Consider the following 23,075-nt stretch of genomic DNA (forward strand, 5'->3'; position numbering starts at 1 on the left):
GCATGTTGGCCAGCGACAGCAGGGCGACGAACCCGGCGGCCGCCGACGCCAGCACCGCCGCGCGGGGCGCCCTCGGGAAGAAGTCCTGGTAGATCGGCGAGGCCTTCTCAAGGATGCCGATCCCGGCCGTCACGTTGAAGCAGAGCACCACCCACAGCAGCCAGAACTGGGGCGTCTTCATCGCGTTGGCCGCCGACACGCCGGCCGTACTGGCCAGCGATCCGGCCTTGTGCGGCTTGGGTTTCCAGCCGGGCGGCGCCCAGCCCGGCGCCGGCACCCGGATCAGCAGGCACCCCATCGACATGAACACCGCGTAGCTGCACCCCATCACCAGAAAGGTCCGCGCTACGCCCGCGGTGCTCGTGCGGCCGAACGCGTCGAGCAGGCTGTTCGTCCACGGCGACGCGATCAGCGCTCCGCCGCCGAAGCCCATGATCGCCAGGCCGGTCGCCATTCCCGGGCGATCGGGAAACCACTTGATCAGAGTGGACACCGGCGAGATGTAGCCGATACCGAGGCCGACCCTCCCACGACCCCGTACCCGAGCACGACGAGCCAATATTGGCGGACCGAAACTCCGAACCCCGCGATCAGCAGCCCGCTGCAGAAGCACACGGTGGCAACGACCATAGCCCAGCGCGGCCCGTACTGGTCGACGCGCGTGCCGAACGCCGCGGCCGAAAGGCCCAGCGCCACAATGGCGACGGTGAACGGGAGCGCGCTCGCGGTTCCTGACACGTGCAGCAACTTCTCCAGCGGAATCTTGAAGACGCTCCGGGCGTAGGCCGAACCGATGGCGAGGTGGATGGACAGCGCGGCCGGCGGGACCAGCCAGCGGCTCCATCCGGGTCCGGCAACGATCCTCGAACGGTCCAGCAAGGCAACGGCCGTCACGATGCACCCTTCTCATTGTCGCGGGGCCGGGGCTCCGTCCCGTCGTCACTATTGGCGGGGTGCAATCCGAGGGTCAAGGCACGTTTTCTATTGCCCGATAACGGATTTCTATCGACAACGCTCATCTGCGTTGACCACGGGCGTTGTCAGCGCGGATTACCGCGCGCACCCGGCGGGGGACGCCAGCCGGGTCGGGCGCTCGTGCCCGCGAAGTGTCACGGTGTCACCCAAAGTCCAACGGGCGCTTTCCTCTTCGCTGGCGCCCCGGAGCGTGTCGGCGGTCGCCAGCAATTTGCCCGGACGTGACTTGGCTAGCTCGCACAGCCGTGCGGCCTCGTTGACCGGCTCGCCGATGACGGTGTATTCGAATCTCTCCTTGGCGCCCACGTTGCCGGCGACAACCTGGCCCGCCGCCACGCCGATGCCGGCGTCGAGCTCGCACATCTCGCCGGCGAGCCGCTCGGCAATGCAGCGCGCGGCGGCGAGCGCCTGGTCCTCGGGCGAGTCCAGGTGATTCGGCGCCCCGAAGATGGCCAGCGACGCATCGCCCTCGAACTTGTTGACCAGGCCGCAATGACGGTCCACTTCCTCGACGACGATCGCGAAAAACCGGTTGAGCACTTCGACGACTTGGGTGGGAGGTTGCGTGGTCACCAACTCGGTGGAGCCGACGATATCGATGAAGACGACGGCGACGTGGCGCTCCTCGCCGCCCAGCTTGGGCCGCTCGCGTTCGGCGGCCAGCGCGACCTCGCGACCGACGTGCCGGCCGAACAGATCGCGCACGCGTTCACGCTCGCGCAGGCCATCGACCATCGCGTTGAACCCACGCTGCAGCTCGCCGAGCTCGGTGCCGTCGAACACCACCAGGTCGCCCCGCAGGTTGCCCTGCTCGACGCGCCGCAGCGCCGCGCGCACCACCCGCACCGGTGTCGCGGTCAGCCAGGCCAAAATCCACATCAGGAGGCAACCGAAAATCAGCGTGGCGAAGGACACGATCAGCACGCCGACCGCGAACTGGGTCTCGGTCAGGTTCCGCATCAAGATCTGGAACATCGCCAACAGGCCGATGCCGATGACGGGCACGCCGGAGCCCAGGAACCAGACCATCATGGTTCGGCCCATGATCCCCGCCGTCAGCCGCCGCGGCGGCGATCCCGCCTCCAGCGCCTGAGCGGCCACCGGGCGCAGCGCGAACTCGGCGAGCAGATAGCTGCCGGTGGCGACCAGCACCCCGCAAAAGCTCACGCAGACCAGGAACCGCGGGATGAACACGGTGTTGACCAGGCCGTAGAGGATCGTCGACACCACCGCGCCGAGTCCCCACAGGATGAGGTCGAAGGCGGCGATATGCCACGGCACAAGGAAGGTGTTGCGCTCGTCGTCGCGGCTGGGTTTGCGCTCCTCGATGGCCCAGCGCAGCGCGAGCACCGTCCGCCGAGTGATCCAGAACGTGCCCACCGCCAGGGCGACTGCGATATAGGCCGGCACCACCGCGAAGGTGAGCCACGCCGGCGCGTCGTCGAACACGCTGGGTTCGGGAATGGCGACGGTCACCAACAGCACCGCCACGCCGATGCCGATCAGGTTCACGCCCAGGACCAGCACGGTGAGGATGACCTGGATGCGGATGCGCCGACGTCGTTGGCTTTCGGTCACGCGCCCGAGGAGCAGGGAGCCGTAGGCGGCCGTTTCGGGCAGGCGCCCGCTCTGCCGGGTCACCCTCTCGAGCAGCCGGCCCAGGCGTCGCGCCACCCTCTGGTTGGCCAACATGGTGGCGCCAGCCTAATTTGTCGGTGGCGCTCTAAGGTGAGTCGGGTGCGCCTCGTCATCGCCCGATGCACCGTCGACTACGTCGGCCGGCTCACCGCGCACCTGCCGTCGGCGCGCAGGCTGCTGCTGTTCAAGGCCGACGGATCGGTCAGCGTGCACGCCGACGACCGCGCCTACAAGCCGTTGAACTGGATGAGTCCGCCGTGCTGGTTGATAGAGGAGGAGGGCGCCTCCGGCGATGAGGTGCCGCTGTGGGTGGTGGAGAACAAGGCCGGCGAGCAGCTGCGCATCACCGTCGAGGAGATCGAGCACGACTCCAGCCACGATCTGGGCATCGACCCCGGCCTGGTCAAGGACGGCGTCGAGGCCCACCTTCAGGCGTTGCTCGCCGAACACGTCCAGCTGCTGGGCGAGGGCTACACGTTGGTCCGCCGCGAGTACATGACCGCGATCGGGCCCGTCGATCTGCTCTGTCGCGACGAGCGCGGTGGCTCGGTCGCGGTGGAAATCAAGCGGCGAGGCGAGATCGACGGGGTGGAGCAGCTCACCCGCTATCTCGAGTTGCTCAACCGCGACAGCGTTCTCGCGCCGGTCAAAGGTATCTTCGCGGCCCAGCAGATCAAGCCGCAGGCGCGCACCCTGGCCACCGACCGCGGGATTCGTTGCGTAACATTGGATTACGACAAGATGCGCGGCATGGACAGCGACGAATACCGATTGTTCTGACATGCCCAACTAGACTGTTGGGCATGCCTCGACGCCCTACACCGCCGCGCCGGCAGCGGCCGGCATCGGTATCGGCGGTTCTGCGCCGAGTGGAGACGGGGCCCGACGGCTACGAATACGACGTGCGCCCGGTCGCCGCGGCCCGCGCGGTCAAGACCTATCGCTGCCCGGGTTGCGACCACGAAATCCCTTACGGCACCGCGCATCTGGTGGTATGGCCGGCCGAAGCGCCGCACGGAACCGATGACCGGCGGCATTGGCACACCCCGTGCTGGGCCAACCGCGCCACCCGCGCTCCGACCCGGAAGTGGTCTTAGCCGCCCGTTTTTCTAAGAGGCCGGCTCGACCAACTCGATCAGGACTCCGCCGGCGTCCTTGGGGTGGATGAAGTTGATCCGCGAGTTAGCTGTGCCGCGCCGGGGCGCCTCATAGACCAGACGGACGTCTTGCGAACGGAGTTGCTCGCACAAACCGTCGAGGTCACTGACCCGAACCGCCATCTGCTGGATGCCGGGGCCCCGCTTGTCGAGGAACTTGGCGATCGTCGAGGAGTCGTCGATCGGGGCCATCAACTGGATCTGTGCGGTGCCCTTCGGGGCGCCGCGCACTGCCAGCATGGCTTCGCGGATTCCCTGGTCATCGTTGACTTCCTCGTGCACCAGGATCATGCCGAGGTGGTCGTGGTACCAGGCGATGGCAGCGTCCAGGTCGGCGACTGCGATGCCGACGTGATCGATCGCCGTCACAAGCGCGGTGGCCAGGATCTGACGGGCGTCAACTTGATCGGTCGTCATCACATAACGGTAACCTGACGGCAAAGATTGCGCTTCTCCAGGATGCCGAATCGGCCGTCCGGGCACGCTTAGGAGGTTCTCATGACGACGTCGGTGATAGTTGCTGGGGCGCGGACGCCCATCGGGAAGCTGATGGGTTCGCTGAAGGATTTTTCGGCCAGCGATCTGGGCGCCATCGCGATCGCCGGGGCGCTGGAGAAGGGCTTCCCGAATGTTCAAGTGCCGGGTTCGCTGGTCGAGTACGTGATCATGGGCCAGGTGCTGACGGCCGGGGCCGGCCAGATGCCCGCGCGTCAGGCGGCGGTGGCGGCGGGCATCGGCTGGGACGTTCCGGCGCTGACCATCAACAAGATGTGTCTGTCCGGCATTGACTCCATCGCGCTGGCTGACCAGCTCATTCGCGCCGGCGAGTTCGATGTGGTGGTGGCCGGCGGCCAGGAGTCCATGACGAAGGCGCCCCACCTGCTGATGGACAGCCGGGCGGGCTACAAGTACGGCGACGTCACGGTGTTGGACCACATGGCCTACGACGGCCTGCACGACGTGTTCACCGACCAGCCGATGGGCGCGCTCACCGAGCAGCGCAACGACCTCGACAAGTTCACCCGCGAGGAGCAGGACGAGTTCGCTGCGCGGTCCCACCAGAAGGCGGCCGCGGCGTGGAAGGACGGCGTCTTCACCGACGAGGTGGTGCCGGTCGATATCCCGCAGCGCAAGGGTGATCCGCTGCAGTTCGCCGAGGATGAGGGGATCCGCGCCAACACCACCGTGGAGTCCCTGGCCGGCCTCAAGCCCGCGTTTCGGCGCGACGGCACCATCACCGCCGGTTCGGCGTCACAGATCTCCGACGGCGCCGCCGCGGTCGTGGTGATGAACAAGGCGAAAGCGCAGGAGCTCGGGCTTTCCTGGCTGGTCGAGATCGGCGCGCATGGCGTTGTGGCCGGGCCGGATTCGACATTGCAGTCCCAGCCGGCCAATGCGATCAAGAAAGCGCTGGGCCGCGAGGGCATCTCCGTTGACCAGCTCGACGTGGTGGAGATCAACGAGGCGTTTGCGGCGGTGGCGTTGGCCTCGACCCGCGAACTTGGTATCGATCCCGAGGTCGTCAACGTCAACGGCGGCGCCATTGCGGTGGGTCACCCGATAGGAATGTCGGGTGCCAGGATCACGCTGCACGTGGCGCTGGAGTTGGCGCGCCGCGGCTCGGGGTATGGCGTCGCGGCCCTCTGTGGGGCCGGCGGCCAGGGTGACGCGCTGATCCTGCGGGCCGGTTAGACGCCATGGCCGGGCGTTGCTGGCGTTAGCTGGGCACCAAACTTGTGATTTTGGTCATAAAGTCCGGTCACTGCCCGTATGGGCGCGCGTTGGGACCCGATTCGCCCGCGCATGGGCGTCGGCGCGACCGGGTGGCCCGGTATCCGGCGCGCATGACAAACTTGACGACGTGACGCGTCCGCGACCCCCGATCGGGCCCGCACTGGCCGGTGCGGTCGACCTGTCCGGCCTCAAGCAGCGAGCCCAGCAGAACGCTTCCCCGGCCGGCCCCGCGGGGCCGGCGACGCCGGGCGGCACGGAGGTCACCGAGGCCAATTTCGAAGAGCAGGTGATCGTCCGGTCAGACGAGGTCCCGGTCGTGGTGTTGTTGTGGTCGCCGCGCAGTGATGCGTGCGTCCAGCTCCTCGAGACGCTGTCCGGCATGGCCGTCGAGGACAACGGCACGTGGGCGCTGGCGACGGTCAACGTCGACGCGACGCCACGGGTGGCCCAGATATTCGGCGTCGACGCGGTCCCGACCGTCGTGGCATTGGCCGCCGGGCAGCCGCTCTCCAGCTTCCAGGGCATCCAGCCGCCCGATCAGTTGCGTCGATGGGTGGACTCACTGCTGTCGGCGACAGCCGGAAAGCTCAGGGGCCCAAGCGGTTCCGGAGAAGCGGAAGTGGATCCGCAGCTGGCACATGCGCGCCAACAGCTTGAGGGAGGCGACTTCGAGGCCGCCAAAGAGTCGTATCAGGCGATCCTCGATGCCAACCCGGCCAGCGTCGAAGCCAAGGGCGCGATCAGGCAGATCGACTTCCTCACGCGCGCAACGGCGCAACGCCCCGACGCGGTCGCCGTCGCCGACGCCGCGCCGGCCGACATCGACGCCGCCCTGGCGGCCGCCGACGTGCAGATCCTCAACCAGGACGTGAGCGCCGCGTTCGAGCGCCTGATCGCCTTGGTGCGCAGCACTTCCGGCGACGAGCGCACCCGGGTGCGCACCCGATTGATCGAACTGTTCGAGCTGTTCGATCCGGCCGACCCCGACGTCGTCGCCGGCCGGCGCAACCTCGCCAACGCGCTCTACTGACGTCTGCCGGCGCGAGGGGGCGCAGTCCGGGTCTACTCGGGCTCCAGCCACAGCGCCGACGTGGGCGGCAGAACCATCACGGCCGAGGCCGGACGGCCGTGCCACGGGTGTTCGGTGGCGTCGACGCCTCCCATGTTGCCGATTCCCGAGCCGTTGTAGATGGTCGCGTCGGTATTCAGCACCTCGCGCCAACGGCCGGCACAGGGCAGGCCGAGGCGGTAGCCGCTGTGCTCCGAACCCGCGAAATTGAATACGCAGGCCATTACCGATCCGTCGTTTCCGTATCTGAGGAAACTCAGCACGTTGTTGGCGGAGTCGTTGGCGTCGATCCAGGAATAGCCGTCGGGAATGGTGTCCTGGCTCCACAGCGCCGGATGACTGAGGTAGATCTCGTTGATGTCGTGCACGAAACGCAACACCCCGTTGGAAAAGCCTTGCTCGTCGAGTTGCCACCAATCCAGACCGCGCTGCTCGGACCACTCGGCGCGCTGGCCGAATTCCTGCCCCATGAACAACAATTGCTTGCCCGGGTGGGCCCATTGATAGGCCAGCAGGCTGCGCAGCCCCGCTGCCTTGACGTGGTTGTTGCCCGGCATCCGCCCCCACAGGGTCCCCTTGCCGTGCACCACCTCGTCGTGACTGATCGGCAGCACGTAGTTCTCGCTGAACGCGTACAGCATCGAGAACGTCATCTCGTGGTGGTGGTAGCTGCGGTAGATCGGGTCGCGGCTGATGTAGTCGAGCGTGTCGTGCATCCAGCCCATGTTCCACTTCATCGAGAAGCCAAGGCCGCCAAGGTTTGTCGGCCGGGTCACGCCGGGCCACGACGTCGACTCCTCGGCGACGGTGACGATGCCGGGCGCGGCCTTGTGCGCCGTGGCGTTCATCTCCTGCAGGAACTGCACCGCCTCGAGGTTCTCCCGCCCGCCGTAGACGTTCGGGGTCCAGCCGCCTTCGGGCCGCGAGTAGTCGAGGTAGAGCATCGACGCGACCGCGTCCACGCGCAGGCCGTCGATGTGGAACTCTTCGAGCCAATACAACGCGTTGGCCACCAGGAAGTTGCGCACCTCCGCACGGCCGAAGTCGAAGACGTAAGTGCCCCAGTCGAGTTGCTCGCCACGCTTGGGGTCGGCGTGCTCGTAGAGCGGGGTGCCGTCGAATCGGCCGAGCGCCCAGGCGTCCTTCGGGAAGTGCGCCGGCACCCAGTCCACGATCACGCCGATGCCGGCCCGGTGCAGGGCATCGACGAGCGCCCGAAAGTCGTCCGGGGTGCCGAACCGCGACGTGGGCGCGTAGTACGACGTGACCTGGTAACCCCATGAGCCGGCGAACGGGTGTTCGGCGACCGGGAGCAGCTCCACGTGGGTGAATCCCTGCTCCACAACGTAATCGGTCAGCTCACGGGCGAGCTGGCGGTAGCTGAGGCCGGGACGCCAGGAGCCCAGATGCACCTCGTAGGTGCTCATGGGCTCGAACACCGGGTTGCGCTGCGCGCGCCGCGTCATCCAGTCGGCATCCTCCCAGGTGTACTCGCTGCGCGTCACCTTGGACGCGGTGTGCGGCGGCACCTCGGTGGCGAATGCCATGGGATCGGCCCGCTCGGTCACCACGCCGTCGGCGCCGTGCACGCGGAACTTGTACAGGCCGCCCATGGGAAAGTCGGGCCAGAACAACTCCCATACCCCGGAGGAGCCGAGCACCCGCATGGGCGCCTCGTTGCCGGTCCAGCCGTTGAATTCGCCGATCAGGTTGACGCCCTTGGCGTTGGGCGCCCACACCGCGAACGACACCCCGTTGACCACGCCGTCGGCCGTGGTGAACGAGCGGGGATGGGCGCCCAGGACTTCCCAGAGTCGCTCGTGGCGGCCCTCGCCGAAGAGATGGAGGTCGACTTCGCCCAGGGTGGGCAGGAAGCGGTACGCGTCGGCGACGACGTACGGGTCGGAGCCCTCGTAGGTGACCTCCAGCCGGTAGTCGATGAGGTTGACGAATGGCAGCGCCACGGCGAACAGGCCGGATTCGATGTGCTGCAACGGGAACCGGTCGCCACCGACCAGCGCGACGACTTCACGCGCATGCGGTCGCAGCGCGCGAACGACGGTGTGGTCGCCGTATTCGTGGGCACCCAGGATGCCGTGCGGGTTGTGATACGCGCCCGCCACCAGGCGCGCCAAGTCCGCTGGGTCGGGCGCCAGATCTAGTCCGGCGAGTTCATCGATTCGGCTCACAGCCCGTCACCTCCTACGCAGCAGCGTGATTCGGGATTCGTACGGTATGAGTGGCATGTTGATGATGTGCGCGACGGCCCGCGACGGGTCGAGGCGTATGTAGTTCGATTGCCCCCACTGGAATTCCTGCCCGGTGATCTCATCACGCACCCAAAACCGCTCATAGGGCTCCATACCCAATGCCTCCATGTCCAACCACAGCGTCGCCTCCTCCGGCACGAACGCGTTGAGCGTCACCACCACCAGCACGCAGTCGCCGGTGGCCGGGTCGAACTTGCTGTAGGTCAGCATCGCGTCGTTGTCCACGCCGTGGAAATGAATCGTGCGCAGTTGTTGGAGCGCGGGATGCACGCGGCGAATCGTGTTGAGCTGCTTGATGAACGGCTCGAGCGACCTGCCTTCGGCGAGAGCGCGCGCAAAGTCGCGAGGCCGCAACTCGTATTTCTCGGAATCCAGGTACTCCTCGCTGCCCTCGCGCACCGCGCGGTGCTCGAACAGCTCGTAGCCCGAGTAGACGCCCCAGGCCGGGCCCATGGTCGCGGCCAGCACGGCGCGGATGGCGAACATTCCGGGACCGTTGTGCTGCAGCACCGCATGCAGGATGTCGGGGGTGTTGACGAACAGGTTCGGCCGCCGAAAGTCTGCCAGGGCCGCGATGTCGTTGCCGAATTCGGTGAGCTCCCACTTGGCCGTCCGCCACGTGAAGTAGGTGTAGGACTGCGTGAAGCCGAGCTTGGCCAGGCCGTACTGGCGGGCCGGTGGGGTGAAGGCCTCGGACAGGAACAGCACGTCGGGGTTGCTGTCTTTGACCTGACCGATCAGCCAGGCCCAGAAGTCGGGCGGCTTGGTGTGTGGGTTGTCCACCCGAAAGAACTTGACGCCGTGGTCGATCCAGTGCCGGACCACCCGCAGCACTTCGTCGTAGAGACCGGCGGGGTCGTTTTCGAAGTTGATCGGATAGATGTCCTGATACTTCTTGGGCGGGTTCTCCGCGTAGGCGATGGTTCCGTCCGGCAGTTCGGTGAACCACTTCCGGTGTTCGCGGGCCCACGGATGGTCGGGTGCGCATTGCAGCGCCAGGTCCAGGGCCACCTCCATGCCCAGATCGCTTGCCGCGGCGACGAACTCGTCGAAGTCGTCGATCGTGCCCAGGTCAGGGTGAACGGCGTCGTGGCCGCCCTCGTCGCTGCCGATCGCCCACGGGGACCCCACATCTGAAGGAGCGGCGGTGGGGGAGTTGTTGCGGCCCTTGCGGTGTACCTTGCCGATCGGATGAATGGGCGGCAGGTAGACGACGTCGAACCCCATGTCGGCGATCCGCGGAAGCTGCGCGGCCGCGGTGGCGAAGGTGCCGTGCACGGGCTTGCCGTTTTCGTCCCACCCGCCGGTCGAGCGCGGGAACATCTCGTACCACGCCCCGAAGCGCGCCAGCGGCCGGTCGACCCACACCCCGAACTGTTCGCCCCGGGTGACCAGCTCACGCAACGGGTAAACGGCCAGGAGTTCTTCGATTTCCGGGCTCAGGGCCAGCGCGGTGCGGGTGACCGGGTCCCCGGGGGCGCGCAACGCCTCGGCGGCCGCCAGCAGCGGATCGCGTCGCGGCCGGGGCACACCGGTGGCCGCCCGCTCGAACAGCGCGGCGCCCACCAACAGATCGTTGGACAGTTCCTTTTCACCCTGGCCGGCGTCGAGTTTGGCGACCACCCCATGCCGCCACGAATGCATCGGGTCGCCCCACCCGTCGACGCGGAAGGTCCACAGCCCGACCCGGTCGGGGGTGAGCACACCGTGGAAGACGTAGGGTTCGGAACCCTCGGTCATGGGCAGTAGCAGCGGCTTGATCCGCTGCTGCTCCGCGGCCTTGCCGTCCAGCGGTGGTGCGGGACGTTCGGGGGCCTGAACCGCCTTGATTCGGCGCGATTCGGTGACCAGCGGATAGCGCTGCCCGAGGTAGCGCACGACCAGGGTCGCGGCGACGGCGTCATGCCCCTCTCGCCAGACCGCCGCGCTGACCGGCACCATCTCGCCGACCACAGCCTTGGCAGGGTACGCGCCGCAGGAAACGACGGGCTGGACGTTATCGATCTCGACACGACCGGGCACAACCACTCCGTTCAATTCCTCCGGCTCCTCCTCGGCCCGCCGCGCGGCCCGCCGTCGTCACCGAAGCCGTTCAATTTCGTGTGGCCAGCGGCCAAACCGCGGTGTGCTCCGCTCGCGGAATGCCTCGCTTCTGGCGGAAACTTCCTGTCGTGGGGCTTCCTCGGGCGGGGTGCATCGTTGCGCCCCAATAACTACCCGATACCCACCCTAGTGCGCGGTCACACACCGGCGAAGGCAAACGGTCACTCGTTGGGACTGCGGGCGCCGGAATCCAAAGTAAGCTAATGACGCGTGAAAGCCCTTCGCCGCTTTACCGTCCGTGCGCATTTGCCCGACCGTCTCGCCGCGCTGGATCAGCTTTCGACCAACCTGCGGTGGTCGTGGGACAGGCCCACGCAAGAGCTCTTCGCGACCATCGACTCGACGCTGTGGGCGCGGTGCGGTCGCGATCCGGTGGCGCTGCTGGGTGCGGTGAGCCCGGCGCGGCTCAACGAGTTGGCGCTCGACGAAGGATTCGTGGGCCGCCTCGATCAGCTTTCCGCCGACCTGAACGACTACCTGAGCCGGCCGCTCTGGTATCAGCGGCACCAGCGCGCCGCCCTGGACAATGGCCGAGCGATGCCGACGGCCATCGCCTACTTCTCGATGGAGTTCGGCGTCGCCGAGGTGCTGCCCAACTATTCGGGCGGCCTGGGCATCCTCGCCGGTGACCACCTGAAGGCCGCGTCGGATCTGGGCGTCCCGCTCATCGCGGTGGGCCTGTATTACCGCTCCGGCTACTTTCGGCAGTCGCTCACCGCGGACGGCTGGCAGCACGAGACCTACCCGGCGCTGGATCCGCAAGGGTTGCCGTTGCGGCTGCTCACCGATGCCGCGCGGGATCCCATGCTGGTGGAGCTGACGCTTCCCGACTCGGCGCAGCTGCGGGCGCGGGTCTGGGTCGCGCAGGTGGGACGCGTCCCGCTGCTGCTGCTGGATTCCGACGTCCCGGAGAACGAGCACGAACTGCGCGGCGTCACCGACCGCCTTTACGGGGGCGACCAGGAACATAGGATGAGACAGGAGATCCTGGCGGGCATCGGCGGGGTACGGGCGATCCGCGCGTTCACCGCGGTCGAGGGGCTGCCGGCGCCCGAGGTGTGGCACATGAACGAGGGGCATGCGGGGTTCCTCGGGGTCGAACGCATCCGCGAGCTGATCACCGATTCGGGGCTGGACTTCGACACCGCGCTGACCGTGGTGCGGTCGGCCACCGTGTTCACCACCCACACCCCGGTGCCCGCCGGTATCGACCGGTTCCCGGTCGACATGGTGCGGCTTTACTTCGACGGTGGCTTCTCCGGCCGGGACGACGGCCGCGACGGGGGTGGCAAGGCCAAGGGTGCGCCCGCCCTGCTGCCGGGCGTACCGACCGCGCGGATCATCGCGCTCGGCGCCGAGGACGATCCGACGAAGTTCAACATGGCTCACATGGGCCTGCGGCTGGCGCAACGGGCCAACGGCGTTTCGTTGTTGCACGGCCGGGTCAGCCGGGCCATGTTCAACGACCTGTGGCCGGGATTCGATTCGGACGAGGTGCCGATCGGCTCGATCACCAACGGCGTTCACGCGCGCACCTGGGCGGCGCCGCAATGGTTGCAGCTGGGCCACGAGTTGGCCGGGTCGGACTCTTTCGGCGATCCCGGCGTATGGCTGCGGCTGCAGGAGGTCGACGCGGGCCACCTGTGGTGGATCCGCTCGCAGTTGCGTTCGCTGCTGGTCGAGGATGTCCGGCGGCGGTTGCGCCGCTCGTGGCAGGAGCGCGGCGCCCCGGATGCCGAATTGGGCTGGATATCAACGGCTTTCGATCCGGACGTGCTCACCATCGGGTTCGCCCGGCGGGTGCCGACCTACAAGCGGCTGACGCTGATGCTGCGGGATCCGGATCGGCTCGAACAGCTGCTGCTCAACGACGAGCGGCCGATCCAGCTCATCGTCGCCGGCAAATCGCACCCCGCCGACGACGGCGGCAAAGCGCTGATCCAGCACGTGGTGCGTTTCGCCGACCGGCCGGAGGTGCGGCACCGCATCGCCTTTTTGCCCGACTACGACATGTCGATGGCCCGGCTGCTGTATTGGGGCTGCGACGTCTGGCTGAACAACCCGCTGCGGCCGTTGGAGGCCTGCGGCACCTCGGGGATGAAGAGCGCGCTCAACGGCGGGCTGAACCTGTCCATCCGCGACGGCTGGTGGGACGAATGGTACGACGGCGAAAACGGTTGGGAGATACCGACTGCCGACGGCGTGGCCGACGAGTCCCGTCGCGACGATCTGGAATCCACCGCGCTGTACAACCTGCTGGAGCAGGCGGTGGCACCGAAGTTCTACGAGCGCGACGAACACGGGGTTCCGCCGCGGTGGATCGAGATGGTGCGCCACACCCTGCAGACCCTCGGCCCGAAGGTGCTTGCCTCCCGCATGGTCCGTGACTACGTCGAGCAGTACTACGCGCCGGCGGCGGAATCGCTGCGCAAGATCACCGCGGCCGAAGACGGCGGCGCGGAATTCGATGCGGCCCGCGAGCTGGCCGCCTATCGGCGGCGCGCCCGGGAAGCGTGGCCCACGATCACCATCACCGACGTCGACAGCACCGGCCTGCTGGAAACCCCGGTGCTCGGCTCCAAGCTGACCCTGACCGCGACCGTGCAGCTGGACGGGCTGGCGCCCGACGAGGTTACGGTCCAAGCGCTGGTGGGCAGGGTCGACGCGGGCGACACGCTGCTGGACCCGGTCACCGTCGAGATGTCGTATACCGGCATGGCCGAGGGTGGCAACCAGGTGTTCTCGACGACCACGCCGCTGCCGCTGGCCGGCGCCGTCGGCTACACGGTGCGCGTGCTGCCCAACAACCCCATGCTCGCCGCCGGCAACGAGCTCGGCCTCGTCACTCTGGCGCGTTAGAGGTTCGCAGCCGCTGCAGCGCCGCTCGAACCTGCGCCGGGTTGGTCGTCTGCCAGAACGGCGGCAGCGAGGCGCGCAGGTAGCCGCCGTAGCCGGCGGTCACCATTCGCGAGTCCAGGATCCCGACCACTCCGCGGTCGGTGACGCGGCGCAGCAGCCGGCCCGATCCCTGCGCTAGGAGCAGCGCGGCATGGTTGGCGGCGACGGCCATGAAGCCGTTGCCGCCGCGCGCGGCCACCGCGCGCTGCCGCGCGCCCAGCAGCGGGTCGTCCGGTCGTGGGAACGGGATGCGGTCGATCAGGACCAGCGACAGCGACGGCCCGGGCACGTCGACGCCCTGCCACAGCGACAGGGTGCCGAACAGCGAGGTCTCCTCGTCGGCGGCGAACTGCTCGACCAGCGCGGAGGTGCTGTCGTCGCCCTGACACAACACCGGTGTCGACAGCCGGCCGCGCATGACCTCGGCCGCGGCGCGGGCGGCCCGCATCGACGAAAACAGCCCCAGCGTGCGCCCCCCGGCCGCGGTGATGAGCTCTTCGATCTCGGTCAGCTGCTCCGCCGAGCCGGTGCCGTCGCGCCCGGGCGGCGGCAGATGCGCGGCCACGTACAGGATTCCGGCCTTGGCGTGCTGAAACGGCGAACCGACGTCAAGCCCGCGCCAGCGTTGATCGTCGGTCAGGCCCCACGCCGTGGCCATCGCGTCGAAGGACCCGCCGATCGCCAGCGTCGCCGACGTCAACACCGTCGTCGAACGCGAGAACACCTCGTCGTGCAGCAGGCCGGCGACCGACAGCGGCGCCACCCGCAACGCGGGACGCACCGACCCCCGGTTGTCCTCGTGATCGAGCCAGACCACGTCGCTGCGATCGGGGATGGGCGGGGTGAACGACGTCAGGATCCGCGACGCGGTGTCGCAGACCTCGCTCAGCGCCGCGACGGCTTCGGCGCGCGCCGAAGCCGCCCTGGGGTCGTTCCTGGTGTCCGTGTCGATCGCCGACCGGGCCGCCGTGGCCACGTCGCGCAGCGCCGTCAGGTAGGTCGCCATCTCGTCGTCGGGGCGGTCGATGCGGCCCGGCGTGCCGTCGTGGATGGCCGCGGTGAAGTTGGCGGTCGTCGCCTCCAGCCGCTGGGTCAGTTCGGGGCCCACCAACCGGCTGATGCGGCGCGCGACGACGCCGAGGGCGGCCGACGTCAGTTCCGCGGTGGCCACCGACGTCACCCGGTCGACCAGCTCGTGCGCCTCGTCGACCACCAGCAGCGCGTGCTCCGGCAGCACCGCCGATTCCGCGACTGCATCGATGGCCAGCAGCGCGTGATTGGTGACGACAACGTCGGCCCGGCCGGCCACTCCTCGTGCCCGTTCGGAGAAGCACTCGGAGCCGAACGGACAGCGCGCCACGCCCAGGCACTCCCGCGCCGAAACGCTGACCTGCGACCAGGACCGGTCCGGCACACCCGGCTTGAGGTCGTCGCGGTCGCCCGAATCGGTCGTCGATGCCCAGGCGGTGAGCCGTTGCACGTCGCGGCCCAGCGCGGTGACCGCCACGGGATCGAACAGCTCTTCCTGCGGCCGCTCGTCATCGGAGTCGGCGCCCGCGCCGCCGTTATGGACCTTGTTCAGGCACAGGTAGTTTCGTCGCCCCTTCAGCAGCGCGAACCGCGGCCGCCGCGGCAGCGTGTCGGCGAGCGAATCGGCCAGGCGGGGCAGGTCGCGATCGACGAGCTGGCGCTGCAGCGCGATCGTGGCCGTCGACACGACGACCGGCCCCTCATCGCCGACCGCCCGCACGATCGCGGGAACCAGGTACGCCAGGGACTTGCCGGTCCCGGTGCCGGCCTGGACGACGAGGTGCTCCCCGGTTTCGAAGGCCCGCTCGACCGCCGCGGCCATCTGCACCTGGCCCGGGCGCTCGCTGCCGCCGAGCGCGGCCACGGCGACGGCGAGCAACTCTGGCACGGACACGGACACGTCGGACGTGGTCACTCCTCGAGCTCAGGCCCGGATTTGTGTCGTCGGGATCGCGGGCTCGCCGTGCGACAAGTTCAGGCCCTCCCACGGCAGGCTCCGCAGGCCGGAGGCCACCAGCTCGCGCGCCGCCGACAGGTGCGGGCGCAACACCACCTCGCCGCCGCGGACCAGCGGCCTTGTCAGCGCTCGGCACGGTTCGGGGGTCTGCGGCGGGCGGCCCGCCGGGTACACCACCTCCTCGGTGATCGTTCCCGTCGGGCGCGCCAGCCGCAGCGCCTCTTTGCGGCCGCCCCGGGATTCCTTGTGGCTGCTTCGCTTTTGCACGGGCATGCCGTCCACCTCGACCAGCTTGTAGACCATGCTGGCCGTCGGCGCGCCGGAGCCGGTCACCAGCGACGTGCCGACACCGAAGCTGTCCACCGGCTCGGCGCGCAGGGCGGCGATGCTGAACTCGTCGAGATCGCCGGATAACACGATGCGGGTTCGGGTGGCGCCCAGCCCGTCGAGTTGTTCGCGCACCTGTCGGGCAAGCACCGCGAGCTCACCGGAGTCGATGCGCACCGCGCCGAGCTCGGTACCGGCCGCGGTCACGGCGTTGGCCACGCCTGTCGTCACGTCGTAGGTGTCCACCAGCAGCGTGGTTCCGGTGCCCAACGCGTCGACCTGGGCGCGAAACGCCGCCAGCTCTGTGATTTCAGGGGGCCCGTCCCGATGGGAGTGCAGCATCGTGAACGCGTGCGCGGACGTACCCTCGGTGGGTATTCCGTATCGGCGCTGCGCGTCCAGGTTGGAGGTCGCGGCGAAGCCGGCGATGTAGGCGGCGCGGGCCGCGGCGACCGCCGCCCGCTCGTGGGTTCGGCGTGAGCCCATCTCGATCAGCGGGCGGTCCCCGGCGGCGCTGACCATCCGTGCCGCCGCGGAGGCGATCGCGGTGTCGTGGTTGAAGATCGACAAGGCCAGCGTCTCGAGAACCACGCATTCGGCGAAGCTGCCCTGCACCGAAAGCACCGGCGAACCGGGGAAGTACAGTTCGCCTTCGGCGTAGCCGTCGATATCGCCGCCGAACCGGAAATCGCGGAGGAAGCCCACGGTGTCGGGGTCGAGAAACCGCGCCAGCAAGTCGCACGCGTCGTCGTCGAACCTGAACTGCGGCAACGTTTCCAGCAGCCGGCCGGTTCCGGCGACCACGCCATAGCGGCGGCCGTCGGGGAGGCGGCGGGCAAACAGTTCGAAGGTGGTCCGGCGGTTGGCGCTGCCGTCGCGCAGCGCCGCGGCCAGCATCGTCAACTCGTACCTGTCGGTCAGCAGCCCGGCCAGGACCGGCTCGTTCATTCCGCAACGGTAACGGCTGGCGGCAGCGGGTGGGTGTCTCGGTATCGTGGGGGCCATGGTTGTTGCGTCAGCGCCCACCAAGCCGGGCACTACCGGGCAACGCGAGTCGGCTCCGGTAGACGTCACGGCCAGCCCATGGGTCACCATCGTGTGGGATGACCCGGTCAACCTGATGACCTATGTGACGTATGTCTTCCAGAAGTTGTTCGGCTACAGCGAGCCGCATGCCACCAAGCTGATGCTGCAGGTGCACAACGAGGGGAAGGCGGTGGTCTCGGCGGGGAGCCGGGAATCCATGGAAGTCGACGTGTCCAAGCTGCACGCCGCCGGTTTGTGGGCGACGATGCAGCAGGACCGGTGAGGCTCGAGGTCGTCCGGGACTCCTTGTGCGCAAATGGAAGCGCGTCGAGACCGCCAACGGTCCCCGTTTTCGGTCCGCCTTGGCCTCGCATGAGGCCGCCCTGCTCAAGAATCTCGTCAGCGCGATGATCGGCCTGCTCGACGAGCGCGAATCTTCGGCGCCCACAGACGAACTCGAGGAGATAACGGGCATCAAGACCGGGAACACCGAGCCGCCGCGCGATCCGACGCTGCGTCGGCTGCTGCCGGATTTCCACAAGCCGGACGACACGGACGACGCCGACGACGACGCAGCGTCCGCCGGTGACACGCCCGACCCCCTCAACGCCGCGCTGCGCAGCCTGCACGAGCCGGACATCATCGCCGCCAAACGCCTTGCGGCACAAAAGCTTCTGGATACCGTTCCGGACAACGGCGGCCGGTTCGAACTGACCGAGGAAGAGGCGAACGCCTGGGTCGCCGCCGTCAACGACATCCGGTTGACCTTGGGGGTCATGCTCGAGATCGGGCCGGACGGCCCGGACCGGCTTCCGGGCGACCATCCGCTGGCCGTGCACTTCGACGTCTACCAGTGGCTGACCGTCCTGCAGGAGTACCTGGTGCTGGCATTGATGGCGAAGCCGGCCGGATGAGCTCGATCACCGACGTCGGGGGCATCCGCGTCGGTCACTACCAGCGACTCGACCCCGACGCGTCGCTGGGCGCCGGCTGGGCCTGCGGCGTCACGGTCGTGCTGACCCCACCCGGGACGGTCTGCGGCGTTGATTGCCGCGGTGGTGCGCCCGGCACCCGCGAGACCGATCTGCTGGACCCGGCCAACACCGTGCGCTTCGTCGACGCGGTGTTGCTCGCCGGCGGCAGTGCCTACGGCCTGGCCGCCGCGGACGGAGTGATGCGCTGGCTGGAAGAGCACGAACGCGGTGTGAGCCTGGACGGCGGCGTGGTGCCCATCGTGCCGGCGGCCGTCATCTTCGACCTGCCGGTCGGCGGCTGGGAGTGCCGGCCGACGGCCGAGTTCGGCTACGCGGCGTGCGAAGCCGCGGACGCGGGGCCGACGGCTACCGGAACCGTCGGCGCGGGGGTGGGGGCGCGCGCCGGGGTGCTCAAGGGCGGTCTCGGCACGGCCTCTGTGACTTTGAAGACGCCTGCCGCTCCCGGCGTCACCGTCGGCGCGATCGTCGCCGTGAATTCCGCGGGCGACGTCGCCGACCGGGCGACCGGCCTGCCCTGGATGGCGAGCCTCAGCGAAGAGTTCGCGCTGACGTCACCGCCGGCCGGGCAGATCGACGCGTACGGCGAGTTGCCGTCGGCGCTGAACCCGCTGAACACCACGATCGCGGTGGTGGCGACCGATGCCGCGCTGAGCGCGGCCGCGTGCCGCCGCGTCGCGATCGCCGCCCACGACGGCCTGGCCCGCACCATCCGCCCCGCACACACGCCGCTGGACGGCGACACGGTGTTCACGCTCGCCACCGGGGCCGTCGAGGTGACCGCGGCGGTCGATCCGAAACCGGTGCCCGCCGCGTTCTCGCCCGAGACGGGGCTGGTCACAGAGGTGGGGATGGCCGCAGCCGATTGCCTGGCCCGCGCGGTGCTGGTCGGGGTGTTCGCCGCGGAGTCGGTGGCCGGGATACCGACCTACCGCGACGTGCTGCCCGGGGCGTTCGGCTGAGGGGGGAAGTACCTGTCCACCGGCGCCTGCGCCGGTAGCCTGGACGATGCCGGGACCGCGTGAGAAGGGCAGCTATGGGCATGAGCGGGCATGTCGGGCAGCCGCGCACCCCGGCACCGCGGTCGAAAAAGCGATCCCAGTGGGCAGTCGGAGCCGCCACGATCCTCACCTTCGTGGCGCTGCTGTACCTCATCGAGCTGATCGATCAGCTGATGAACCATTCGCTCGACCGCAACGGCATCCGGCCGTTGGAAGCCGACGGGCTGTGGGGGATCATCTGGGCGCCCTTCCTGCACGCGAGCTGGACGCACCTGTTGGCCAACACCGTCCCCGCCCTGGTGCTGGGCTTCCTGATGACCCTGGCCGGCATGTCCCGGTTCGTCTGGGCCACCGCGATCGTGTGGATCGTCGGCGGCTTCGGCACCTGGCTCATCGGCAACTGGGGCGGCTGCCGCTTTGAGTCCGACCACATCGGGGCCTCCGGCCTCATCTTCGGGTGGCTGACGTTCCTGCTGGTCTTCGGGATCTTCGTGCGCAGGTTCTGGGACATCATCACCGGGCTGGTGGTGTTGTTCGCCTACGGTGGCATCCTGGTGAGCGCCGTCCCCGTCCTGGACAAGTGCGGTGGTGTGTCCTGGCAGGGCCACCTGTGCGGCGCGCTGGCGGGCGTCCTGGCGGCCTATCTCCTGTCCGGCCCGGAGCGCAAGGCCCGCGCATCGAAGAGAGCCGGCGCACGGCGCCCCAAGACATGAGCTCGCCGTTGGCGAGCGTCGGGGTCTTCGACTCCGGCGTCGGGGGACTGACTGTCGCGCGGGCGATCATCGACCAGCTGCCCGACGAGGACATGATCTACGTCGGCGACACCGCCAACGGTCCCTACGGTCCGCTCACCATTTCCGAGGTGCGCGCGCACGCGCTGGCCATTGGCGACGATCTGGTCGACCGCGGCGTCAAGGCGCTGGTGATCGCCTGCAACACGGCGTCGGCGGCCTGCCTGCGCGACGCCCGCGAGCGCTACGACGTGCCCGTCGTCGAGGTGATCTTGCCGGCGGTGCGGCGCGCGGTCGCCACCACCCGCAACGGACGCATCGGCGTCATCGGCACCCGGGCGACCATCAACTCGCATGCCTATCAGGACGCCTTCGCCGCCGCCCGTGACACGGAGATCACCGCGGTCGCCTGCCCGCGGTTCGTCGACTTCGTCGAGCGCGGGGTGACCAGCGGGCGCCAGGTGCTCGGGCTGGCCGAGGGCTATCTGGAGCCGCTGCAGCGCGCGCAGGTCGACACCTTGGTGCTGGGATGCACGCACTACCCCCTACTGTCCGGGCTGATTCAGCTGGCGATGGGCGAGAACGTGACGCTGGTGTCGAGCGCCGAGGAAACCGCCAAGGAGGTCCTCCGGGTGCTGACCGAACGGGACCTGCTGCGTCCCCATGATGTGCCGCCCGCCACGCGCGTGTTCGAGGCCACCGGCGACCCCGAGGCGTTCACCAAACTGGCGGCGCGATTCCTGGGTCCCGCCGTGACGGGGGTTCAGCCCGTGCGTCACTCCCGCGTCCGCTAGCGCGCCGAGATTCTGGTCACATCAAAGCGGCGATGTTTTCTCCATCGTGGTATCGGGCATGGCACAGTAGTGTCCGTGCGAATAACCGTGCTCGGCTGCTCGGGCAGCGTGGTCGGTCCGGATTCGCCGGCATCGGGTTATCTGCTTCGGGCACCGGATACCCCGCCGCTGGTTCTCGACTTCGGCGGGGGTGTGCTGGGCGCGTTGCAGCGCTACGCCGACCCCGGTTCGGTCCACGTGCTGCTGTCGCACTTGCACGCCGACCACTGTCTGGATGTGCCGGGCCTGTTCGTCTGGCGCCGCTACCATCCGTCGAAGCCGCTCGGGAAGGCGATGTTGTACGGGCCGAGCGACACCTGGTCTCGGCTGGGGGCGGCGTCCTCGCCCTACGGCGGCGAGATCGACGATTGCTCCGACATCTTCGACATCCATCACTGGGTCGACGGCGAGCCGGTGACCTTCGGTTCGCTCACAGTAGTGCCGCGCATCGTGGCGCACCCCACCGAGTCGTACGGCCTGCGGATCACCGATCCCGGCGGTGCCTCGTTCGTCTACAGCGGCGACACCGGCCTGTGCGATCAGCTCGTCGAGCTGGCGCGCGACGCCGACGTCTTCCTCTGCGAGGCCTCCTGGACGCACGCGCCGGATCGCCCGCCCGCGCTGCACCTCTCGGGAACCGAGGCCGGCAGGGTCGCTACCCGTGCCGGCGCTCGCGAGCTGCTGCTGACCCATATCCCGCCGTGGACTTCGCGTGAGGACGTGATCAGCGAGGCGAAGGCCGAGTTCGACGGTCCCGTGCACGCTGTGGTGTGCGGTGAGACGTTCGATGTCCGCCGCTCGGAAAGGGTCTGAGCACCCGGCGTCAGGGCTGGCTTAGGGTTACTGGGTGTCCAAACGAGAAGACGGCCGCCTTGATGACGAGCTTCGCCCCGTTGTCATCACCCGCGGCTTCACAGACCACCCGGCGGGTTCGGTACTGATCGAATTCGGTCACACCAAGGTCATGTGCACCGCCAGCGTCACCGAGGGCGTGCCGCGCTGGCGCAAGGGATCGGGCCTGGGCTGGCTGACCGCCGAATACGCAATGCTGCCGTCGGCCACCCACTCTCGCTCCGACCGCGAATCGGTGAAGGGCCGGCTGAGCGGTCGCACCCAGGAGATCAGCCGGCTGATCGGCAGGTCGCTACGGGCGTGCATCGACCTGCGGGCGCTGGGGGAGAACACGATTGCCGTCGACTGCGACGTGTTGCAGGCCGACGGCGGCACCCGGACCGCGGCCATCACCGGGGCCTACGTCGCGTTGGCCGACGCGGTCACCTACCTTTCGGCGGCGGGCAAGCTGTCTGATCCGCGGCCGCTGTCATGTGCCATCGCGGCGGTCAGCGTCGGCGTCGTCGACGGCCGGGTCCGGGTCGACCTGCCCTACGACGAGGACTCGCGCGCCGAGGTCGACATGAACGTCGTCGCCACCGACACCGGAACCCTGGTGGAGGTCCAGGGGACGGGCGAGGGCGCGACGTTCCCGCGCTCCACGCTGGACAAGTTGCTCGACGTGGCGCTGGCCGCGTGCGACCAGTTGTTCGCCGCCCAGCGCCGGGCGCTCGAACAGCCTTATCCCGGCGTGCTGCCGGAGGGACCGCGACCGGCGAAGGCGTTCGGCAGCTGACCGCGCCGGCGACGATGCAGGGCGAAGCGATGAGGTGGGGGCACCGCCCGCTTGCGGGGGAGGGCGGCGCTTCTGGCAAGCTGCTGGTCGCCAGCCGCAACCCCAAGAAGCTGGCCGAGCTGCGCCGGGTACTGGACGGCGCCGGCCTGTCGGGGTTGACGCTCGTCTCGCTGAACGACGTCGCGCCGTTCGACGAAGCGCCCGAAACCGGTGCGACCTTCGAGGACAACGCGCTGGCCAAGGCGCGGGACGGGTTCGCGGCGACGGGTCTGCCGACCGTGGCGGACGACTCCGGCCTGGAGGTGGCCGCTTTGAACGGGATGCCCGGCGTGCTGTCGGCGCGCTGGTCCGGTAACCATGGCGACGACGCCGGCAACACCGCGTTGCTGCTGACGCAGTTGCGTGACGTTCCCGACGAACGGCGCGGCGCGGCGTTCGTGTCGGCCTGCGCGCTGGTTTCGGCGTCCGGCGAGGTCGTCGTCCGCGGCGAGTGGCCCGGCAGCATCGCGCGGCAGGCGCGCGGCGACGGCGGGTTCGGCTACGACCCGGTGTTCGTCCCTTCCGGCAGCGACCGGACCGCGGCGCAGCTGAGCCCGGCCGAAAAGGATGCGGTTTCGCATCGCGGACGCGCGCTGGCGCTCTTGGTGCCGGCGCTCAAAGGGCTCGAAGCGGGCGGCTGATCAACTTCGGCCACACGAGCCCCGGCG

At 68.8% G+C, this 23,075-nt stretch carries 21 protein-coding genes and 1 pseudogene; 14 read left to right on the forward strand and 8 right to left on the reverse strand.

Annotated features, from left to right (window positions below; genetic code table 11):
- From VMD50_RS25305 to VMD50_RS25315, 3 genes are all read right to left on the reverse strand, one after another.
- Positions 1-493 (reverse strand): MFS transporter (locus tag VMD50_RS25305; protein WP_475448364.1); only part of this gene is annotated, 493 nt, incomplete at its 3' end.
- The gene (locus VMD50_RS25310; RefSeq protein WP_325431915.1) at positions 481-894 is read right to left on the reverse strand and encodes an MFS transporter; all 414 of its coding nucleotides are present in this window, start codon (positions 892-894) and stop codon (positions 481-483) included. The genes VMD50_RS25305 and VMD50_RS25310, both read right to left, overlap by 13 nt.
- A 156-nt stretch (positions 895-1,050) precedes the next feature.
- On the reverse strand, positions 1,051-2,667 hold the full coding sequence (locus tag VMD50_RS25315; RefSeq protein WP_325431917.1) for an adenylate/guanylate cyclase domain-containing protein: 1,617 nt from the start codon (positions 2,665-2,667) through the stop codon (positions 1,051-1,053).
- Between the two features lie 45 nt (positions 2,668-2,712).
- Between VMD50_RS25315 and nucS the strand changes: the two genes are divergently transcribed.
- Together nucS and VMD50_RS25325 are read left to right on the forward strand one after the other, a co-directional pair.
- The gene (gene nucS / locus VMD50_RS25320; RefSeq protein ID WP_325431919.1) at positions 2,713-3,393 is read left to right on the forward strand and encodes an endonuclease NucS; all 681 of its coding nucleotides are present in this window, start codon (positions 2,713-2,715) and stop codon (positions 3,391-3,393) included.
- 23 nt (positions 3,394-3,416) lie between these two features.
- Entirely contained in the window at positions 3,417-3,710 is a 294-nt protein-coding gene (locus VMD50_RS25325; protein WP_325431921.1) for a hypothetical protein, read from the forward strand.
- 12 nt (positions 3,711-3,722) lie between these two features.
- Here VMD50_RS25325 and mce read toward each other — a convergent pair whose 3' ends face one another.
- Entirely contained in the window at positions 3,723-4,190 is a 468-nt protein-coding gene (gene mce / locus VMD50_RS25330) for a methylmalonyl-CoA epimerase (RefSeq protein WP_325431923.1), read from the reverse strand.
- Positions 4,191-4,268: 78 nt separating this feature from the next.
- Between mce and VMD50_RS25335 the strand changes: the two genes are divergently transcribed.
- Positions 4,269-5,462 (forward strand): acetyl-CoA C-acetyltransferase, encoded by a 1,194-nt coding sequence (locus VMD50_RS25335; RefSeq protein WP_325431925.1) that lies wholly within the window; start codon positions 4,269-4,271, stop codon positions 5,460-5,462.
- A 169-nt stretch (positions 5,463-5,631) separates the two neighbouring features.
- The gene (locus tag VMD50_RS25340; protein ID WP_325431927.1) at positions 5,632-6,534 is read left to right on the forward strand and encodes a tetratricopeptide repeat protein; all 903 of its coding nucleotides are present in this window, start codon (positions 5,632-5,634) and stop codon (positions 6,532-6,534) included.
- A 32-nt stretch (positions 6,535-6,566) separates the two neighbouring features.
- On the opposite strand, the gene glgB is transcribed toward VMD50_RS25340, so the two are convergent.
- Both glgB and VMD50_RS25350 read right to left on the reverse strand, forming a co-directional pair.
- Positions 6,567-8,762: a 1,4-alpha-glucan branching protein GlgB gene (glgB, locus tag VMD50_RS25345; protein WP_325431929.1), complete on the reverse strand. Its 2,196-nt coding sequence runs from the start codon at positions 8,760-8,762 to the stop codon at positions 6,567-6,569.
- Between the two features lie 6 nt (positions 8,763-8,768).
- Positions 8,769-10,865, reverse strand: coding sequence for an alpha-1,4-glucan--maltose-1-phosphate maltosyltransferase (locus VMD50_RS25350; RefSeq protein WP_325431931.1), 2,097 nt, complete (start codon positions 10,863-10,865; stop codon positions 8,769-8,771).
- 291 nt (positions 10,866-11,156) lie between these two features.
- Here VMD50_RS25350 and glgP point away from each other — a divergent pair, with 291 nt between their 5' ends.
- Positions 11,157-13,805 carry an alpha-glucan family phosphorylase gene (glgP, locus tag VMD50_RS25355; RefSeq protein ID WP_325431933.1) on the forward strand — a complete coding sequence of 883 codons (2,649 nt, stop codon included), beginning with the start codon at positions 11,157-11,159 and terminating at the stop codon, positions 13,803-13,805.
- Here glgP and VMD50_RS25360 read toward each other — a convergent pair.
- Both VMD50_RS25360 and VMD50_RS25365 read right to left on the reverse strand, forming a co-directional pair.
- Positions 13,789-15,789 carry an ATP-dependent DNA helicase gene (locus VMD50_RS25360; protein ID WP_325431935.1) on the reverse strand — a complete coding sequence of 667 codons (2,001 nt, stop codon included), beginning with the start codon at positions 15,787-15,789 and terminating at the stop codon, positions 13,789-13,791. The two genes, glgP and VMD50_RS25360, sit on opposite strands and share 17 nt — an antisense overlap.
- Positions 15,790-15,798: 9 nt before the next feature.
- On the reverse strand, positions 15,799-17,163 hold the full coding sequence (locus VMD50_RS25365) for a nicotinate phosphoribosyltransferase (protein ID WP_414686169.1): 1,365 nt from the start codon (positions 17,161-17,163) through the stop codon (positions 15,799-15,801).
- Between VMD50_RS25365 and clpS the strand changes: the two genes are divergently transcribed.
- The 9 genes and pseudogenes from clpS (at position 17,162) to rdgB (ending at position 23,048) form a co-directional block, all read left to right on the forward strand.
- Complete coding sequence (gene clpS / locus VMD50_RS25370) at positions 17,162-17,467, forward strand: ATP-dependent Clp protease adapter ClpS (RefSeq protein WP_067875822.1); 306 nt, start codon at positions 17,162-17,164, stop codon at positions 17,465-17,467. The two genes, VMD50_RS25365 and clpS, sit on opposite strands and share 2 nt — an antisense overlap.
- 25 nt (positions 17,468-17,492) lie before the next feature.
- On the forward strand, positions 17,493-18,098 hold the full coding sequence (aosR, locus tag VMD50_RS25375; RefSeq protein ID WP_325431942.1) for an oxidative stress transcriptional regulator AosR: 606 nt from the start codon (positions 17,493-17,495) through the stop codon (positions 18,096-18,098).
- Positions 18,095-19,138: a P1 family peptidase gene (locus tag VMD50_RS25380; protein ID WP_325431944.1), complete on the forward strand. Its 1,044-nt coding sequence runs from the start codon at positions 18,095-18,097 to the stop codon at positions 19,136-19,138. Before aosR ends, VMD50_RS25380 begins: the two co-directional genes overlap by 4 nt.
- Positions 19,139-19,201, forward strand: a pseudogene (locus VMD50_RS25385) (hypothetical protein); the annotation flags it as partial.
- A gap of 17 nt (positions 19,202-19,218) precedes the next feature.
- Entirely contained in the window at positions 19,219-19,890 is a 672-nt protein-coding gene (locus VMD50_RS25390) for a rhomboid family intramembrane serine protease (protein WP_325431946.1), read from the forward strand.
- On the forward strand, positions 19,887-20,702 hold the full coding sequence (gene murI, locus VMD50_RS25395) for a glutamate racemase (protein WP_325431948.1): 816 nt from the start codon (positions 19,887-19,889) through the stop codon (positions 20,700-20,702). The genes VMD50_RS25390 and murI overlap by 4 nt, the downstream gene beginning before the upstream one ends.
- Positions 20,703-20,771: 69 nt before the next feature.
- The gene (locus tag VMD50_RS25400) at positions 20,772-21,554 is read left to right on the forward strand and encodes a cyclic nucleotide-degrading phosphodiesterase (RefSeq protein WP_325431950.1); all 783 of its coding nucleotides are present in this window, start codon (positions 20,772-20,774) and stop codon (positions 21,552-21,554) included.
- Positions 21,555-21,588: 34 nt separating this feature from the next.
- Positions 21,589-22,368 carry a ribonuclease PH gene (gene rph / locus VMD50_RS25405; RefSeq protein WP_325431952.1) on the forward strand — a complete coding sequence of 260 codons (780 nt, stop codon included), beginning with the start codon at positions 21,589-21,591 and terminating at the stop codon, positions 22,366-22,368.
- 29 nt (positions 22,369-22,397) lie between these two features.
- Complete coding sequence (gene rdgB, locus VMD50_RS25410; RefSeq protein ID WP_325431954.1) at positions 22,398-23,048, forward strand: RdgB/HAM1 family non-canonical purine NTP pyrophosphatase; 651 nt, start codon at positions 22,398-22,400, stop codon at positions 23,046-23,048.
- The last annotated feature ends 27 nt before the right edge of the window (positions 23,049-23,075 follow it).

The sequence above is a fragment of the Mycobacterium sp. genome, from assembly GCF_035506235.1.
Lineage (GTDB): Bacteria > Actinomycetota > Actinomycetes > Mycobacteriales > Mycobacteriaceae > Mycobacterium.

Coding starts and splice junctions, on each gene's coding strand:
- VMD50_RS25325 (WP_325431921.1), top strand. CDS start 3,417: ATGCCTCGACGCCCTACACCGCCGCGCCGGCAGCGGCCGGCATCGGTA.
- VMD50_RS25315 (WP_325431917.1), bottom strand. CDS start 2,667: ATGTTGGCCAACCAGAGGGTGGCGCGACGCCTGGGCCGGCTGCTCGAG.
- clpS (WP_067875822.1), top strand. CDS start 17,162: ATGGTTGTTGCGTCAGCGCCCACCAAGCCGGGCACTACCGGGCAACGC.
- murI (WP_325431948.1), top strand. CDS start 19,887: ATGAGCTCGCCGTTGGCGAGCGTCGGGGTCTTCGACTCCGGCGTCGGG.
- VMD50_RS25390 (WP_325431946.1), top strand. CDS start 19,219: ATGAGCGGGCATGTCGGGCAGCCGCGCACCCCGGCACCGCGGTCGAAA.
- VMD50_RS25380 (WP_325431944.1), top strand. CDS start 18,095: ATGAGCTCGATCACCGACGTCGGGGGCATCCGCGTCGGTCACTACCAG.
- VMD50_RS25335 (WP_325431925.1), top strand. CDS start 4,269: ATGACGACGTCGGTGATAGTTGCTGGGGCGCGGACGCCCATCGGGAAG.
- rdgB (WP_325431954.1), top strand. CDS start 22,398: ATGAGGTGGGGGCACCGCCCGCTTGCGGGGGAGGGCGGCGCTTCTGGC.
- VMD50_RS25365 (WP_414686169.1), bottom strand. CDS start 17,163: ATGGCCCCCACGATACCGAGACACCCACCCGCTGCCGCCAGCCGTTAC.